15 protein-coding genes are annotated in these 15,374 nt (G+C 43.5%); 8 read left to right on the forward strand and 7 right to left on the reverse strand.

Features of this window, described 5'->3' with window-relative positions; all coding sequences use genetic code 11:
* Positions 1–325 precede the first annotated feature (325 nt).
* The 5 genes from SHAL_RS14265 to pspA all read right to left on the reverse strand — a co-directional run bounded on the left by SHAL_RS14265 (position 326) and on the right by pspA (position 4,414).
* Entirely contained in the window at positions 326–1,441 is a 1,116-nt protein-coding gene (locus SHAL_RS14265) for a TIGR01620 family protein (protein WP_012277833.1), read from the reverse strand.
* A gap of 44 nt (positions 1,442–1,485) precedes the next feature.
* The gene (locus SHAL_RS14270) at positions 1,486–2,931 is read right to left on the reverse strand and encodes a YcjX family GTP-binding protein (protein ID WP_012277834.1); all 1,446 of its coding nucleotides are present in this window, start codon (positions 2,929–2,931) and stop codon (positions 1,486–1,488) included.
* 91 nt (positions 2,932–3,022) lie between these two features.
* A complete protein-coding gene (pspC, locus tag SHAL_RS14275) occupies positions 3,023–3,415 on the reverse strand; it encodes an envelope stress response membrane protein PspC (RefSeq protein ID WP_012277835.1) in 393 nt (130 codons plus the stop codon).
* Between the two features lie 65 nt (positions 3,416–3,480).
* Positions 3,481–3,708, reverse strand: a complete 228-nt coding sequence (gene pspB / locus SHAL_RS14280) for an envelope stress response membrane protein PspB (RefSeq protein ID WP_012277836.1) — start codon at positions 3,706–3,708, stop codon at positions 3,481–3,483.
* Between the two features lie 28 nt (positions 3,709–3,736).
* Complete coding sequence (pspA, locus tag SHAL_RS14285) at positions 3,737–4,414, reverse strand: phage shock protein PspA (protein ID WP_012277837.1); 678 nt, start codon at positions 4,412–4,414, stop codon at positions 3,737–3,739.
* A 177-nt stretch (positions 4,415–4,591) separates the two neighbouring features.
* On the opposite strand from pspA, the gene pspF reads away from it, so the two are divergent.
* From pspF to SHAL_RS23100, 8 genes are all read left to right on the forward strand, one after another.
* Complete coding sequence (pspF, locus tag SHAL_RS14290) at positions 4,592–5,668, forward strand: phage shock protein operon transcriptional activator (protein WP_012277838.1); 1,077 nt, start codon at positions 4,592–4,594, stop codon at positions 5,666–5,668.
* A gap of 64 nt (positions 5,669–5,732) precedes the next feature.
* Complete coding sequence (locus SHAL_RS14295) at positions 5,733–7,361, forward strand: ABC transporter substrate-binding protein (RefSeq protein WP_012277839.1); 1,629 nt, start codon at positions 5,733–5,735, stop codon at positions 7,359–7,361.
* Positions 7,361–8,392 (forward strand): ABC transporter permease, encoded by a 1,032-nt coding sequence (locus tag SHAL_RS14300; RefSeq protein WP_012277840.1) that lies wholly within the window; start codon positions 7,361–7,363, stop codon positions 8,390–8,392. Before SHAL_RS14295 ends, SHAL_RS14300 begins: the two co-directional genes overlap by 1 nt.
* Complete coding sequence (locus SHAL_RS14305; RefSeq protein WP_012277841.1) at positions 8,379–9,269, forward strand: ABC transporter permease subunit; 891 nt, start codon at positions 8,379–8,381, stop codon at positions 9,267–9,269. The genes SHAL_RS14300 and SHAL_RS14305 overlap by 14 nt, the downstream gene beginning before the upstream one ends.
* 4 nt (positions 9,270–9,273) lie before the next feature.
* The gene (locus SHAL_RS14310) at positions 9,274–10,281 is read left to right on the forward strand and encodes a peptide ABC transporter ATP-binding protein (RefSeq protein WP_012277842.1); all 1,008 of its coding nucleotides are present in this window, start codon (positions 9,274–9,276) and stop codon (positions 10,279–10,281) included.
* A complete protein-coding gene (locus SHAL_RS14315; RefSeq protein WP_012277843.1) occupies positions 10,262–11,047 on the forward strand; it encodes a peptide ABC transporter ATP-binding protein in 786 nt (261 codons plus the stop codon). The genes SHAL_RS14310 and SHAL_RS14315 overlap by 20 nt, the downstream gene beginning before the upstream one ends.
* Before the next feature lie 180 nt (positions 11,048–11,227).
* Complete coding sequence (gene fabV / locus SHAL_RS14320) at positions 11,228–12,430, forward strand: enoyl-ACP reductase FabV (RefSeq protein WP_012277844.1); 1,203 nt, start codon at positions 11,228–11,230, stop codon at positions 12,428–12,430.
* A 75-nt stretch (positions 12,431–12,505) separates the two neighbouring features.
* Positions 12,506–12,700: a hypothetical protein gene (locus SHAL_RS23100; RefSeq protein WP_150102097.1), complete on the forward strand. Its 195-nt coding sequence runs from the start codon at positions 12,506–12,508 to the stop codon at positions 12,698–12,700.
* 93 nt (positions 12,701–12,793) lie between these two features.
* Here the strand turns inward: SHAL_RS23100 and SHAL_RS14325 are convergent, their stop codons facing one another.
* Both SHAL_RS14325 and hupB read right to left on the reverse strand, forming a co-directional pair.
* Positions 12,794–14,659 carry a SurA N-terminal domain-containing protein gene (locus SHAL_RS14325; protein ID WP_012277845.1) on the reverse strand — a complete coding sequence of 622 codons (1,866 nt, stop codon included), beginning with the start codon at positions 14,657–14,659 and terminating at the stop codon, positions 12,794–12,796.
* Positions 14,660–14,877: 218 nt separating this feature from the next.
* A complete protein-coding gene (gene hupB / locus SHAL_RS14330; RefSeq protein WP_220736800.1) occupies positions 14,878–15,165 on the reverse strand; it encodes a nucleoid-associated protein HU-beta in 288 nt (95 codons plus the stop codon).
* Between the last annotated feature and the right edge of the window lie 209 nt (positions 15,166–15,374).

The following is a 15,374-nucleotide window of genomic DNA, read 5'->3' on the forward strand; positions in this document are numbered from 1 at the left end:
GCACTCCCTACTTGATCTACACTGACTTTTTAATAGTTGTGAATGTCAGCTTTATCTTTTAAATCTCAAATGAATTTGCCAAGCCATTTCATCAACAAATCAAACAACAGGGCTAGTTCAGTGTTATGCAGTCAACATGAACTACTCAGGCTAAAGATCATACTATTTGAGGCGAATTTGAGTTAAGCCGCTTGTAAACTGAATGTTACAAGCGGCTTAATATTTAAGGAGGAGACTGATATGAGTGGATGCTTTTACGCGAGTGGCTAACATATAAATGCTTATAAGTTAGCGCTGAAGCCTTTAGTACGGGGAATATGCAAGACTAGTCTTTATGGACTTGACTCTTCTCCGCTTTAACGGTTTTAGACAGTACGCTCGCCGATAGCTCTTTTAAACTGAGTAGCAGCTCTTTATGGATCCCAGAAAGCTTAGGCTTAGACTGGGCAGTAAACTCAAGCGGACGACATAATGCCATCGCTTGATAGCCGAGCCTTGCCGTTAACAGTCCGCCACCTAAGCCCTGGGCCAGCCTCGCTGATAGTTTGCCTGACATCTCTACCGACAATAATTGGGTTCCTAAGTCGGTAATAATCTCGCTCGAACCGGCGTAGATAATATTGCCAATAATGCTACGAATAAGTTTTATTCGGCTCCAATAACCCAGCTCCACACCATAACAGGCGGCAAGTTTATTAATCATGCTCTGGTTGCGCCAAAGAATAATCGCCATATCTAACATAGCTAATGGGCTGGCTGCCAGTAATAAGGCAGACTCCTGAGCAAAACGGCGCACGATTTTTTTAGCCACTAAATCACGCTCGGTTAATACTAGAGAATCGAACAAACTGAGCTTTTCAGCGTCGTTATGTTCAGCTGTAGCACTTTGAAGATAGCGGCTAACTTGCGCCGTTTTAGGCAGTTTTTCAATGATCTCATCAATAAAGGGATCGGCCTCTCCCATCTGCATGCTGTGCACTAAACGGTTACCCACACTTTGGGAGTCTTCGATATGTTTTAAGGCTTTTAGCTTACGCCATTCAGCAAAAGTCATTTTACCTGCCCACAGTGTTACTAGCCCTGTGACGCTGGCATAAAGGCTAAATAACCAACTACTCTGTAAAAAAGCAGCCTGTAGGCTAAGAACGGCTTCCACAACCACGACCACAGCGATGCCAGCTAGACATAACTTGCCCAACCAAGCCCGTTTACGCGTTAAGCGTGGCGCGTTTGCACTTTCTTGCTCTAATGGATCAATACCGGATAAACGGTCATCGACTATGGTTTCAAGCTCAAGCTCAGAAAGACTGTCTGTTTCGATAAATTCAACCTGTGGGTCAAAGTTACTAGCCGCAGTTAGCTTCACATCGGTATCGTTGCTATGGCTGTCATTATTGTCGAATCGTTGCTGCTTTTTAATGGAACTCTCACCTTGTGACATACACTCTCACTCGCCTAACGTTTTGCCTAAAATCTTATCTAACTTTATTTCAATTTATCGCCGAGTAAATACTGCAATACGTGATCTAAACGTATGTGCTCAAAGTCGGCATTACTGCGCTGCGGGTGCTGATTAACTGCTGGCGCAAAATTAACAAATTCAAAGCCCTGATTATCCCAAAAATCGGCAGAAGGTAAGGACTTAGGCACCTCGCCAGGAAACAGGGTCACTGGTACCTGCTCGGTCAACTCGGTGCCGCGCACCACTTCTATTTCGCTTCCATCTTGTTTGACCATGCCATGGCTGGTTGATTTAATGGCGCTGATAGCCATAGTCTCAACCTCACACCCTTCAAACTTAGCGTGTTGCTGACTTTGATGGACTAATTGAGTCAGCAGAGATAAAACATTACCTTGCTGATCACGAGTAACATGGTCAACTTTACTGGCTGCAAACAGCAGCTTGTCTATTTTTGGTGAAAACAGCCTTTTAAGTAAGCTCGACTGGCCAAACTGAAAACTCTCCATCACCGCATGGATAGCTGATTTCATGTCATCAAATTGAGCCCGGCCACGGTTAAGTGGCGTAAAACAATCAACCAATAGTAACTGTCTATCAAATTTGGCAAAGTAATCGTGATAAAAAGGTTTAACCACCCGACTCACATACTCTTTATAACGCTGCTTTAATGTGTGATAAAAACTGTTAGCCCCTGATTGTTCAAGTGTTTGAAAACCAACGTCATCGATATCAAGCAGTGGAAACAGTGCCAACACTGGCGTGCCATCTAACTCTCCGGGTAATAATAAGCGTCCCGGCTGAGCATAATAAAATCCATGATTATTCACACAGTCTTGCAGCAACTTTTGATAACTATCTGCAATTTGTTGTAACTTAAGTTCATCAGCTTCGCTGGCTAAATCAATACTATTTAGCAGTTGAGAAAATTGTGCGTAATAATCTGACTGCTCAAAGACAGCCTTTCTTTCTACCTGAGTATTTGACCACTGCTGAAACGATAACTTTAGCATTGGCAGGTCGAGTAGCCATTCGCCTGGATAGTCGACAATATCTAAATATAAGGTGGCACTATCGGTGATCTTTGATAACAAGCCTTTAGCTGGACGATATCTAATGGCGAGTCTTAGCTCGCTGATACTACGGGTAGATACAGGCCAAACTCGGGGTTCAGTCGTTAACGATTTAATTGCGCCATCATAATTAAAACTTGGAATGGTTAAATCCGGTTGCATATCGCGCTTTACGCCATACAGCCGGCCATCGCGGGCGACTTGCCATAAGGGTAATTGAGAGCTAGTTTCAGCAATACCTGAATGAAGCAGTTGGTTAACTAGGCCAGTAATAAACGCTGTTTTACCCGCCCCCGCCAAGCCTGTAACCGCGAGGCGTAAGTTTCTATCGGTTGTTCTAAGCGCAACGGCTTGAGTATTCTTACTGAGTTTTTTGAGAGAGCGTTTAAGACTTACCATAAAATGAAGTAAAACTCGTTTGAGAAGGTTCTAGGGCAGTATAGCCTGCCCCGTCATCGAACTGATAGATGATTCGCTATAGATGATTCATCTATAAATTGTTGATTTGATCTTTAAGATCATAATTGTCGGAAGTGACGTGACGTTCAAGGTTTTGTAACCTCACTTCTAACGATCTAAACTGGCTATTTACGTCCCTTAATGCCATTTTAGCTGGCTCACCCGACTGCCAAATCTTCTTCTTTAGTCCAATTTCTTTGTTTGAAAGCTCGTTTTTACCAGTGCCAGGTTTGATATCCAAAATCATCCAAAGCAACACATAGATAATCAGTACAATCCCTGAGCCACCCAATAAGAAAATTGAAGCGGCTAACACTCTAACTAACCAAGTTTCAAAATTAAAGTAATCTGCAATGCCTGCGCAAACACCCGCTATTTTACCTGACTGAGGAATTCGATATAACGTTCTATTGCCTTCGTTCATCTCTACTTCCTCCTTGTTATTTAATTAAATAGTGATACTTGTCTACAGTATTGAGTCGATGTTGTTTAATCATTTCGACTCCTCCACTGCGGTGCCTCACTGTCTAAGATTGCTTCTAAGGTCTCGATGCGATGTGACATCTTATCAGCTTTGGCAATCAACTCATTTAACTGGCTAAACTCTTCTTCAGTAAGTCCCTGGCTAACCTGTTTCTTACTGCGGTAATAAAGTATTAGCCATATTGGAGCCACAAATATTAAAAAAATAATAATTGGGGCCATCAAAATATCCATGTTCATAACTCACCTCTGATCTCATTTATTACTTAGCTTTAGTTTTGCTTCCCTTCATTTTTGCCTTAAGCGCTTCAAGCTCAGCGTTAACTGAATCTTCAGCTTCTAGGGCCGCAAACTCATCATTAAGCGACTTTTTATTGCCTAAATCATAAGAATCAACTTGTGATTCTAGATTCTCTACGCGGCGCTCATACTGCTCAAACTTGCTCATGGCATTATCAATCTTGCTTGAATCAAGCTGCTTCTTTACTTCTAAACGTGAAGAGGCAGTCTGCTTGCGCATGATGATAGTCTTTTGACGTGCTTTAGCATCGGCTAGCTTCTCTTGTAGCAAGTTAACTTCTTCTTTAAGACGCAAGATATGCTCTTCAACAACCACTAACTCTGCAGCAAGTGTTTGGGCAAGCTCATTGGCTTTCTGTTTTTCAACTAAAGCGGCTTTAGCAAGATCTTCACGGTCTTTCGACAATGCAAGCTCTGCTTTACTTTCCCAATCTTGTACCTGTTCTTGCACCTTAGCAATACGGCGAATGATCTCTTTTTTCTCTGCTAATACTTTTGCAGAGGTAGAGCGCACTTCAACTAACGTATCTTCCATCTCTTGTATAATCAGACGAACCATTTTCTCTGGATCTTCAGCCTTATCGAGTAGTGAACTGATATTCGAGTTAATGATGTCTGCAAAGCGTGAAAAGATTCCCATAATAATTTCCTCTAATTAACGTTGGATTCGATAAATATAATCCACTTTCCGTGCCAACATTGCCTTTCACTTATAATACAACACCTTAAACAATTATTTAACTTTTCCTTTCATTTATAAACTGAGCATCATATTATTATTTTCACCAATTATTAGCGTGAAAGACTAAAACTTACTGTGAGCAATCAATTTCAGCAAGATAATCTTATCGGACAATCCAATGCCTTACTGGAAGTCCTTGAACATATTTCTCAAGTAGCGCCTTTATCTAAGCCGGTGCTCATTATTGGTGAACGCGGCACAGGTAAGGAACTTATTGCAGAGCGTTTACATTACTTATCAAAACGTTGGGATCAAAGCTTTATCAAGCTCAACTGCTCATCATTAAGTGAAAATTTACTCGAAAGTGAGTTATTTGGCCACGATGCGGGCGCATTTACTGGCGCCAGTAAAAAGCATGAAGGCCGTTTTGAACGCGCCGATGGCGGCACCCTATTTTTAGATGAGCTAGCCAATACCTCAGGGCTTATCCAAGAAAAATTACTGCGCGTGATTGAATACGGCGAATTTGAACGAGTGGGTGGCAGTAAAACAGTACAGACAAATGTGCGACTCATTTGTGCTGCTAACGAAGATCTGCCCTCGCTTGCAGAAGCTGGAGAGTTTAGACCCGATCTGCTCGATAGATTGGCTTTTGATGTGATCACTTTGCCACCATTGAGACACCGAAGCGAAGATATCATGGCTCTGGCTGAATATTTTGCAGTGGGCATGGCAAGACAGTTGAAGCTTGAGTTATTTGAAGGTTTTAGTCGCAGCGCTGTCGAACAGCTGATGGAATATCAGTGGCCGGGTAATATTCGTGAACTTAAGAACGTTGTTGAGCGTAGCGTCTACCGAAATGCAGATACCAACGCGGCGATAGAACAAATTATTATCGACCCCTTTGCATCGCCTTATCGTCCAACTAAACGCGTTAAAACCAAAGAGCGACAGCAAATTGTTTCGCCGGAGGTAAACGTAACTGCGCCAGATAGCACCACCGAAGTAAGTGCTAACACGAGTACACTAGCAAACGCAGCCGTTAGCTTTCCTATCGACTTTAAAACCCACTGTGAGCAAGGTGAGGTACGCATCTTAAAACAAGCGTTAGAGGCAGGACAATTTAACCAAAAGAAAACCGCTGAATTACTAGGGCTGAGCTACCATCAACTACGCGGGATCTTAAAGAAATACAACTTGCTGGATAAATAATTGCTGTTAGCTAGTAGGCACTGTTAAAATAGCCAATAACGTTCAGCTCAAAAATGATTGCTTAATGAAACAGCTGCTAAAGAGAATAAAGTTGATCACTGGGATCTCTGCGATTAACTTGTTACTCACCGCCTGTGGGCCACAGCAAGTTCCCGCGGGTTTAGTCTACTGCTCGGAAGGCAACCCTGAGACCTTTAATCCTCAGTTAGTGACCTCTGGGACCACTATCGATGCCACTTCACAACAGATCTATGACAGTTTGGTCGATTATGATCCCGTCTCCGGTGAAATCGTGCCAGCGCTTGCCACCTCTTGGGAAACCTCAGAGGATGGCTTAAGCTATCACTTTAAGTTACGCTCAGGAGTAAAGTTCCATCATACCGCTTGGTTTACACCAACACGCGAATTTAACGCAGATGATGTATTATTTTCTTTTAATCGGATCATCGATAACGATAACCCGTACCATCAAGTATCAAAAAGTGGCTACCCTTTCTTTCAGAGTATCGGTTTTAATCAAGCCGTCACCAATATAGAAAAAGTTGCCGATGATGAAGTCATTTTTCACTTAGATCAAAGCGATGCATCATTTCTCGCTAATTTAGCAACCGGGTTCTCGGTCATTTTATCGAAAGAGTATGCCGATAAACTACTGGTTGAAGGCACTCCGGAACGACTCGATAGACAGCCAGTCGGTACCGGCCCGTTTAAACTGGTCAAGTATGTCAAAAATGAATTTATTCGTTACCACCGCAATGACAATTTCTGGCGCACTTTGCCTGAATTTGAACAGCTTGTTTATAATATCACGCCACAAAGTAGTGCCAGACTCACTAAGTTGATCACTGGTGATTGCAGCGTCTCCGCGCTGCCAAAGGCTGGCGAGCTCCCCGTGATTAAGCAACACCCTAACCTTGAGCTTGATACTCAACCTGGTTTCAATGTCGCATTCTGGGCCTTCAACACACAAAAGAAACCTTTTAATGATGTTCGGGTACGTCAAGCATTAGCCTACGCAGTCGATAAACACAGCATCCTAAGAGCGGTGTACCAAGAAACGGCAATAAAGGCGACGGGTATGTTGCCACCACAGTCTTGGGCTTACCATTACAATAAGAGTACTTATCAATATAACCCAGAAAAGGCACGCACCTTATTGAAGGAGGCCGGAATAACCAATTTAAGTATAGATATTTGGGCTATGCCTGTGGCGCGTATTTATAATCCCAATGCACTTAAAACGGCCGAATTAATCCAGGCAGATTTAGCCAATATTGGTGTGAATGTGAATATTGTCACCTATGATTGGAGCGTGTTTAACCAAAAGCTTAATCGAAAAGACTACGACTCTGTATTGATTGGTTGGAATGCCGATAATAGCGATCCAGACAATTTCTTCTCACCGATTATGAGTTGTGCTTCCCTCACTTCCTCGAGTAACCGTGCACATTGGTGCAATCTAGAGATGGATCGCATCTTGGCAAAAGCAAGAGCGACAACCTCAGAGCCCAAACGAAAAGCGCTTTATCAACAAGCTGAAGCGTTATTTGCAGAGCACATCCCTATGATGACCTTTGCCCATGCAACACAATTGACTTTTAAGAGTAAAAACGTCAAACAAACACAGCTTACCCCTTTTGGCGGGATCTCATTTGAACGAGCCAAAATTATTACGCCTGAGGGAGACTTATAATGGGTCGATATCTTTTACGCAGATTAAACCTATTTTTTGCCACAACTCTTGTATTAGTTGGCGTTTTGTTTGTAACAACAGAACATTTCCCAGTTAATAAAGCTTTTGCCTTAACAGGAATTGTAGCCCCAACTGCTGAGCAATTGCAGCAAACAGAGGAAACCTATCAGCTAAATGGTAATCAACTAGAACAGTTTATTGCCTATGCACAGACGCGTTTAAGTGGTGATTTAGGTTTATCTATCACTTCTCAACGTCCGGTTATTGAAGAGTTAACTCAAGCACTGCCAGCTTCATTCGAGCTGGCTTTCATCGCAGCTCTAATCGCGACTCTACTTGGCGTACCTTTAGGAGTGCTAGCCTCGTTAAGCAAAAATAAAGTCACCCAACACAGCATTATGGCGATCACCCTAACGGGATACTCAATTCCCGTATTTTGGTTGGGGTTGACTCTGTCATTATGGTTTGGTGTCCAGCTTGAGTGGCTACCTGTCTCAGGACGTATGAACCTTTTATATGCAATCGAGCCCATAACCGGATTGATGTTGGTAGACACCCTGCTCTCAGACTCTATTTATCGCCTTTCGGCGTTTCAAGATGCACTGTTTCATCTCATATTACCGTCGATAACATTAGCGGTACTGCCTTTTACTGTGGTTGTACGGATCACCCGTTCTGCAATGCTAAACATCATGGAGCAACCTTACATAAAAGCTGCTGAAGCCCGTGGTTTGCACACTGGAACAATAGTTTTACGACATGCACTGCCAAACGCACTCATTCCTGTTTTAAAGAACTTGGGACTAATGTTAGGTACTTTTGCAAGTTACGCCATGATAGTTGAAGTCATTTTTTCATGGCCGGGTGTTGGCAGTTGGTTGGTATCAGGTATTTATCAGCGTGATTACACGGTTATCCAAGGTGGCGTGTTAGGCGTCGCCCTTATCATCATCTTTTTAAGTATTTTAATTGAAGTACTTCATAACGCTTATAATCCGCTAAGCAGGAAAGAGCTCTATGCCGCGAATTAGAATTTATCAAGAAGACCACATCCCTTCACCGATGCAAAAGGTGTGGCAAGCATTTGCCGATAATCCCTTTGCATTAATGGGGCTTTGGGCTGTGTGTTGTTTACTCACATTAGCCGTATTTGGTCCTTGGATTGCCCCCTTTTCACCCGAACAGCAAGACCCGTTAGCGCTACTGTTACCGCCATCTTGGGATGCTAGCGGTACGGTTGAACACTTCCTTGGCACCGATGATTTAGGCAGAGATATCTTCAGTCGTCTGCTCCATGGCGCTCACCTTACTTTTGGCATGGCACTAGGTATTGTACTGGCCTCGTTAGTGGTCGGTTTTATCATCGGCTCGATTTCCGGCATGATGAAGGGCCTTAAGTCGTCGATATTGAGTCACTTACTGGACGCTTTATTATCGATCCCATCACTACTGTTAGCCATTTTGGTTGTCGCCGTCATGGGGCCAGGCCTAGAAAACGTATTTTGGGCGGTGGGTATCGCCTTAACCCCGCAGTTTGTCAGAGCCATCCATCAAGCTGTGCACGAAGAGCTGCAAAAAGATTACGTCACGGCAGCCAAATTAGACGGAGCAAACTCCGTGCAAGTTTTTTGGTATGTCATTATGCCCAACGTATGGGAAACCGTGATTATTCAAACTACGTTAGCGATTTCTGCTGCAATTTTGGACATCGCTGCACTAGGATTCTTAAATCTTGGTGCACAAGCACCGAGTCCAGAATGGGGCGCTATGGTGTCTCAAGGATTAGATAACTTATTGACTGCCCCCTGGACTGTAACGATCCCCGGCGTTGCGATTTTATGTAGCGTTCTTGCTATTAACTTAGTCGGTGATGGTCTGAGATCGGCGTTATCGCCCATCAGAAATTAATACTATGCCTTTACTCGATATACGTAACCTCACCATTGAACTTGATACGCCTCATGGGCGAGTCAAAGCTTTGGAACGCGTCAGCTTGATGATTAACCCAGGCGAATTACACGGCCTAGTGGGTGAATCAGGCTCAGGTCGTACACTGCTCGCTCGTGCTATTTTAGGGGTACCGGGTCATAACTGGACCATTACTGCCGATCGTATGATGTGGGATGGCCAAAACCTAATGGACATGTCTACCAAGCAGCGGCGTAACTTAATGGGCAGTGAAATTGCGGTGATATTTCAAGATCCAACTGGCAGCTTAGATCCCGCAATCCAAGTGGGTAGTCAGCTAATTGAAGCCATGCCTAAAGATAAACAAGTTTCATTTTGGAAACGCAATAAGGCTCGTAAAGCGACAGCTCAAAAGTGGTTGCATAAAGTTGGTATTAAAAACGCTGAAGAGGTCATGAGCAGTTATGCTTGGGAGCTTTCTGCCGGTGAATGCCAAAAAGTGATGATTGCTATGGCGATTGCTAATCAGCCACGCCTGTTGATTGCCGATGAGCCAACAGATTCGATGGAGCTCAGCACTCAAGCACAGATATTTAGATTACTGAGTAAGCTTAATCAGCTACACAATGTGTCCATTTTGCTGATTAGCCATGAATTAGAGACCCTATCAGGTTGGTGCGATCAACTCACGGTTCTATACAGTGGCCAAGTGATGGAGTCAGGACCAACATCCGAAGTTCTTGAGCAGCCTTTTCACCCTTATACTAAAGCTCTACTCGACAACATGCCTGACTACTCAGGTGTTTTAGCCCACAAGTCGGTTATGAAAACCTTGCCAGGCTCGGCACCAGCATTGCAACACCTTCCCATAGGTTGTCGACTCGGGCCGCGCTGCCCACAAGCACAGAAGCGTTGCGTCAGTAAACCTAGCTTATGTCGTAAAAAAGACCGCTATTTTGCGTGTCATTTCCCCTATCACAGTGAGCCATGTAATGACGACACCACTTCTTAAAGTTAACGATCTAAGCAAGAGCTATTTCGCTGGTTATAAACGTTTTAAGCGTCAATATAACAAAGCGCTTTCACCGGTATCATTTGAGTTAAACCAAGGTGAAACTTTGGCGATTGTTGGCGAAGCTGGCTCAGGCAAAAGTACCATCGCTCGAATCTTGGTCGGTGCAGAAATCAGAAGTGGCGGAGAGATCTTCTTCGAAGGTGAACCATTAGATAAACACGATCTGAAACAGCGCTGCCGCCTTATTCGAATGATTTTTCAGGACCCAAATACCTCGCTCAATCCAAGACTAACAATTGGCGAGTTATTGGATGAACCTTTAAAGTTTAATACCAAGCTCAATAGCAGTGAACGCAAGGCTCAGGTTATTGATAAGCTAAGAAAAGTTGGCCTACTACCCGAACATGTTGAATTTTACCCGCATATGATCTCTGAGGGCCAGAAACAGCGTGTAGCAGTAGCAAGAGCGTTAATGCTGGATCCAAAAATCATTATTGCCGACGAAGCCTTAACTGCGCTTGATCTATCAGTAAGATCGCAGATTTTAAACTTGCTGCTCGAACTGCAACAAGATATGGGCTTATCTTATATTTTCGTTTCCCATAATATGAATATTATTCGCCATGTTAGTGACAAAATCATGGTGCTTAAAAAAGGTGTAATGGTCGAGAAGGCAACTACAGAGCAGTTATTTAACGCGCCTAAACATGAATACACTCAAAGACTGATCCAAGAGCAAAGCTTGTTTACTCGCAAAAAATAAGCAACTATCTTACTTGCTGCTTTACTGTGCATAAACCGTTGATTTATGCCTCTAAGGCTTGTTTTTAAGTCAGTAAACTGCTCCAACCACTGTGAAAAAAGCCGATTTTTAAGAAAAACGAGTGCCATTTGATGTCGGTTTAATTATCCTAGAGACAATTTTTTAAGAGAATCAAAAAATATGATCATCAAACCTAGAATCCGTGGTTTTATTTGTACTACGACCCATCCTGTTGGCTGTGAAGCCAATGTTCTTGAGCAAATCAACTTTACCAAAGCTAAAGGTAAAATAGCTAACGGCCCTAAAAAGGTATTAGTGATAGGCTCGTCTAGTGGATACGGTCTTTCTTCACGCATCACAGCCGCTTTTGGTAGCGATGCCGCCACGTTAGGTGTATTTTTTGAAAAGCCAAGTACAGAAACTAAACCTGGTACTGCGGGCTGGTATAACTCTGCTGCATTTGACAAGTTTGCTAAAGCTGAAGGACTCTATTCTAAAAGCATCAACTGTGATGCATTCAGCCACCAAGCTAAGCAAAAAGCCATTGAGCTTATCAAGCAAGACTTAGGTCAAGTGGACATGGTGGTTTATTCACTCGCCTCTCCGGTGCGTAAAATGCCTGACACTGGTGAGCTTATTCGCTCTTCACTAAAGCCAATCGGTGAAACTTACACAGCAACGGCTGTAGACACCAACAAAGACATCATCATCGAAGCAACTGTAGAGCCTGCGAGTGAGCAAGAAATTGCCGATACCGTTACCGTTATGGGCGGCGAAGATTGGGAACTGTGGATGCAAGCCTTGTCTGAAGCTGGCGTATTAACAGACAACTGCAAAACCGTTGCTTACAGCTACATTGGTACCGAGCTAACTTGGCCTATCTACTGGCATGGCGCTCTTGGTAAAGCCAAGATGGACTTGGACCGCGCCGCTCATGCGTTAGACGCTAAGCTTTCAGCAACTGGCGGCAGTGCTAACGTTGCAGTGCTAAAGAGTGTAGTGACTCAAGCAAGCTCGGCAATCCCTGTCATGCCGCTTTATATCGCAATGGTATTTAAGAAGATGCGCGCTGAAGGCCTACATGAAGGCTGTATCGAACAAATTAACCGTATGTTCAGCGAGCGTTTATTTAAAGCTGATGGCACTGCGGCAGATGTGGATGATTCAAATCGCCTACGCCTTGATGACTGGGAGCTTCGTGAAGAGATCCAGCAGCATTGCCGTGATATGTGGCCACTAGTGACTACCGAAAACTTGGCAGAGTTGACCGATTACCGTGAATACAAAGAAGAGTTTCTAAAACTGTTCGGATTTGGCATCGAAGGTATCGACTATGAAGCGGACGTTAACCCAAACGTTAAGTTTGATGTAGTTTCAATCTAAATCACCTCGTGATTTAGCCAATACTAACCTGTATTGAAGTAAACGCCGCAATGTAATATTGCGGCGTTTTTTATTGTGTCTTCACAACATGCATGCCTAGCGGGTTTGTTATTATGGCTATCGATGAGAGCTGTTGACGCATCGTTATTGGATCATCAGCGACTCACCACACAGAATCATGAAGAAAAGCAACAGCAAGCTTTTAATCTTTATCTTCGTGCTCTTCGTGCTCTTCGTGAAAGCGACGCGCTTCGTGGTGAAATTAGCTAATACACGTCCATAAAAAAACCGGCTTCAGCCGGTTTTTTATTGCCTCATATGAGACTCACTTCTATTTATTCAGTAGTGCTGACTCAGTAGCTCTTACTCAGCAACTGGGTAAAGTACTTCACCCTTAGCCTTTAGAGACGCGATAACCGCACGGTAATCGTTTTCACTGTACTGGGAGTTCAAACGTTGTTTAAGCGCTTCAAGAAGGCTTGCATCAACATCTTCAGCAGCATTAACTTGCTTCAACACTACGACTGCGTAGCCATTTGCAAGCGCTACGGTATCAACAGAAGCCTTGTCGCTTGGCTGTGCCATAGAGAACGCCTTATTTACAATCGCGCCATCAACGTCTTGCTCAAAACGTGCAAGCTTATCTTTAACGATAAAGTCTGAGGTAACGCCTGAGGCTTCAACCGCAGTCATCAGCTCTTGAGCTTGCTTGCGTGCTGCTTCATTAGCTTGCTCTTGCTTTAAACGGTTAGCGATTGCATTGCGAACGTCAGCTAAGTCCATAGTGCCCGCAGCTTTATGGGTATTCACGCGAATAACCACCACATGGTTTGGCTCTACTTCTAACACATCGCTATTCATACCATCCAGTAACACATTCGAAGAGAATGCTTCTTTTAGCAAGTCAGGATTGCTAAATAGTTCTGGTGGATTAGTACGTGCAAATTCAACAGTTGTCTTAACCTCAACACCTAAATCTTTCGCCGCATCGACTAGCGTATCAGGCACTTCGTAGCTGGTATCGGCTAACACTTGCTGTAACTCGTAGAATTTGTCTACCGCTTGCTTCTCTTGAAGTTGAGCAATGATTTTTTCTTTAACGTCAGCAAATGGGGCCTCTGCACCGGCTTGGATATCCAACAACTTAATAATGTGATAACCAAAGTTTGTTTTCACAACATTTGAATAGTCACCTTTATTAAGTGCAAACAGTGCGGTGTCAAACTCAGGCTCCATAACACCCGCTTCAAACCAATCTAGTTGACCACCCTGCTCACCGCTAAAAGTATCTTCAGATTCTGTCTTTGCAAGTTCTGCGAAGTCAGCACCGTCTTGAAGTTGCTTATAGATAGCTTCGGCTTTCGCTTTAGCCGCTGCGTCATCGTCACCAGCTTGAACAAGGATATGCGCCGCTAAGCGCTTCTCAGCTTGTGTGTAGTTAGCTTTATGCTCGTCATAATAAGCTTGTGCGTCAGCATCGGTTACTTTTACATCTTTAGCTAGATCTTTTGCATCAAGCTCGATGTAGTCAAGACTAACGACTTCTGGACGAATAAATTGGTCTAGATTTGAATCGTAATAAGTCTTGATCTGCTCATCGGTAACACTGATGTCAGCTAGGAAAGGAGTCGCATCGATAACCTTGTAGTCGATATCACGTGTCTGACCTTGAAGATCGGCCAAATACTTGGCTTCACCAGGTAAAACAAATTCAGAACCCACTAAGGTAGCAACAAGCTGACGGCGAGTCATATCGGTACGCATCATGTCGCGGAAAGAGTTCGCCTGATAACCTAACTGACGCAGAATAGCTTGGTAACGATCGTTATCGAAACGGCCGTCAGTTTGGAATGCAGGCTCTGTCATAATTGCCGCTTTAATCTGCTCATCAGATACGCGCAATCCTAACTCAGCCGCATTTTGGTCTAATAACGTCTCAGCCACTAAACGCTCTAAAACGCTTTGCTTAACGCTTTGCATGTAGTTATCATCAGCTGACAGTGTGGCAAACATATCGCCTAACTGTTGCTCTAAACGACTACGTTCATTTTGATATGCTTGCTCTAAAGCTGAGTTGCTGATCTCTTCACCATTTACGGTAGCAGCTGCAACCTCAGTTGAAGAACCCAAATAACTACTTACACCGGTAAATGCAAAAGAAAGTATCACAAGGACTAATATACTTTTAGCAATGACACCTTGTGAGCCTTCGCGAATCTTTTCTAACATCAGACTTCTCGCTTGTTGCGATTAATATAATAAAAAGGCGCATCACTGTTTGGATGCGCCTTTTTGTAATTTAAAGGAGGAGAAAATACCAAAATCTTCAAACTCCTGCTGGCGAAATTAAGGTGATACTTAATTTATGCCCTTTCTATTTGTAGAAAGCACTGTTAAAACAGTGCTTTCTTACAATAGCCTTACAAAGGCTGCATTGCTAACTTTTATTAGTTAACAGCGTCTTTTAGAGCTTTACCAGCTTTGAATGCTGGAATATTTGCTGCAGCGATTTTGATCTCTTTACCCGTTTGTGGGTTACGACCAGTACGCTCTGCACGTTGACGCACTTCGAAAGTACCGAAACCAACAAGAGCAATCTTATCGCCTTCTTTAAGGCCGTCAGTAACAGCGCCGATGAAAGAGTCTAATGCACGGCCAGCTGCCGCTTTAGAAATGTCAGCACCAGAAGCGATTTTCTCGATTAGTTCAGATTTGTTCATGTCATCCCCTTGAATGTAATTTGTGCGCCGCACCCAAATCCTTGTCTAGAGCGGTCTGCGGAGGCTTTTTATAACAAGCTTAGAACCAAAGTTCAAGCCTTATAGGAAAACCAAAGAAATAAATTAGGATACTACTCAAAACCAGTCACTCCAAGGGCTGGAGCGACTGACTCTCCACAGACTTAGGCTACCACAGCTTGATACTTAGGTAAGCCCCTTTTTAC

This window comes from Shewanella halifaxensis HAW-EB4 (genome assembly GCF_000019185.1).
Classification (GTDB): Bacteria; Pseudomonadota; Gammaproteobacteria; order Enterobacterales; family Shewanellaceae; genus Shewanella; species Shewanella halifaxensis.